This is a genomic window from Bradyrhizobium sp. P2_E8, from assembly GCF_056403875.1.
In genome coordinates, this window is record NZ_JBFUES010001165.1 from 1 (window position 1) to 2,118 (window position 2,118).

The 2,118-nt window shown below is 66.2% G+C and carries 2 protein-coding genes; both read left to right on the forward strand.

The window, feature by feature from the left end; translation table 11 throughout:
* A partial coding sequence (locus AC1D00_RS38130; RefSeq protein ID WP_477014223.1) for a heme lyase CcmF/NrfE family subunit occupies window positions 1-1,941 on the forward strand: 1,941 nt, incomplete at its 5' end.
* Between the two features lie 4 nt (window positions 1,942-1,945).
* Window positions 1,946-2,118: cytochrome c-type biogenesis protein (locus AC1D00_RS38135; RefSeq protein WP_477014224.1), on the forward strand; the 173-nt coding region annotated here is incomplete at its 3' end.

Genomic DNA, 2,118 nt, shown 5'->3' on the forward strand with positions numbered 1-2,118 from the left:
GGGCTGGCGCTGATCCAATCCATCTTGCCGCTGATCGGCGCGCGGCTGCGCGACGATGCGCTGATGAACGTCGCGCGCTTCACAGCGCTGGCGCAGTTGCTGTTCGTCGGCGCCTCGTTTGTGGAGCTGGTGATGCTGCATGTGAATTCGGATTTCTCCGTTGCCAACGTCTACGAGAATTCCCACTCCATGAAGCCGCTGCTCTACAAGATCACCGGCGTGTGGGGAAACCATGAAGGCTCGATGCTGCTGTGGGTGTCGATCCTGGCGCTGTTCGGCGGATTGGTCGCGGCGTTCGGCAACAATTTGCCGCTGTCGCTGCGCGCGCATGTGCTCGCCGTGCAGGCCTGGATCGCCAGCGCCTTCTATCTCTTCATCCTGGTGACCTCGAACCCGTTCCTGCGTATCGCCAGCCCGCCGATCGAGGGACGCGATCTCAATCCGGTGCTGCAGGACATCGGTCTCGCCGTGCATCCGCCGATGCTCTATCTCGGCTATGTCGGCTTCTCGATCTCGTTCTCCTTTGCCATCGCGGCGCTGATGGAGGGACGGATCGACGCCGCGTGGGCGCGCTGGGTGYGGCCGTGGACGCTGGTTGCGTGGATCTTCCTGACGCTCGGCATCGCGATGGGCTCCTACTGGGCCTATTACGAACTCGGCTGGGGCGGCTGGTGGTTCTGGGATCCGGTCGAGAACGCCTCGCTGATGCCGTGGCTTGCCGGCACCGCGCTGCTCCATTCGGCGCTGGTGATGGAGAAGCGCAACGCGCTGAAGGTCTGGACCATCCTGTTGTCGATCCTGACCTTCTCGCTGTCGCTGCTCGGCACCTTCCTGGTGCGGTCCGGCGTCATTACCTCCGTGCATGCCTTCGCCACCGATCCGACCCGCGGCGTGTTCATCCTGCTGATCCTCTGCCTGTTCATCGGCGGCAGCCTGTCGTTGTTCGCGGGCCGCGCGACGTCGTTGAAGCAGGGCGGCCTGTTCGCGCCGATCTCGCGCGAGGGCGCTCTGGTGCTGAACAATCTGCTGCTGACCGTCGCCTGCGCGGTCGTGCTGTTCGGCACGCTCTATCCGCTGGCGATGGAGATGCTCGCCGACTTCAAGATGTCGGTCGGCGCGCCGTTCTACAACCTCACCTTCGCACCGCTGTTTACGCTGCTGCTGCTCGCCGTGCCGTTCGGGCCGATGCTGGCGTGGAAGCGCGGCGATCTGCTCGGCGTCACCCAGCGCCTGCTCGCGGCTGGCGTTGCCGGGCTAGTTGTCGTCGCCATCGTCTGGGCCTGGACGCGTGGTGGCAGCGCGCTCGCACCGCTCGCGATCGGCCTTGGCGTCTTCGTCATCGCCGGCGCCGTCACCGATCTGGTCGAGCGGACGGGCCTGGTTCGTCTGCCGTTCGCAACGGTGCTGCACCGGACGCGCGGCCTGCCGCGCTCGGCCTGGGGCTCGGCGTTGGCGCATGCCGGCCTCGGCGTCGCGCTGATCGGGATCGTCTGCGAAACCACCTGGAACAGCGAATACATCGCGACGATGAAGCAGAGCGACGTCGCCCATGTCGCCGGCTACGACGTCAAGCTCGACGGATTGTTTCAGCGTCAGGGCCCTAACTACCGCGAGATGATCGCCGAGTTCAACGTCAGCCGCAACGGTGAGGCGCTGAGCGTCATGACGCCGTCCAAGCGCAGCTTCACCACCCGCGGCTCCTCCACCACGGAGGCCGCGCTGCTGACCCGTGGTGCCAGCCAGCTCTACATCTCGCTGGGCGATGCCAACGCTGAGGGCGCGATTGCGGTGCGCATCTATCACAAGCCGCTGGTGCTGCTGATCTGGTGGGGTCCGGTGCTGATGGCCTTCGGCGGCGTGCTGTCGCTGTCCGACCGCCGCCTGCGGGTCGGCGCGCCAAAACCGGCGCGGGCCAAGCAGCGCCTGCAGCCGGCGGAGTGATCCGATGCGCCGGATGATGGCCGCGTTCGTCGCGCTTGCGCTGCTGGCTTCGCCTGCGGTGCATGCCGTGCAGCCCGACGAGATCATGTCGGATCCGGCGAAGGAGACGCGCGCGCGCGACTTGTCGCGCGAGCTGCGCTGCATGGTCTGCCAGAACCAGTCGATCGACGATTCCGA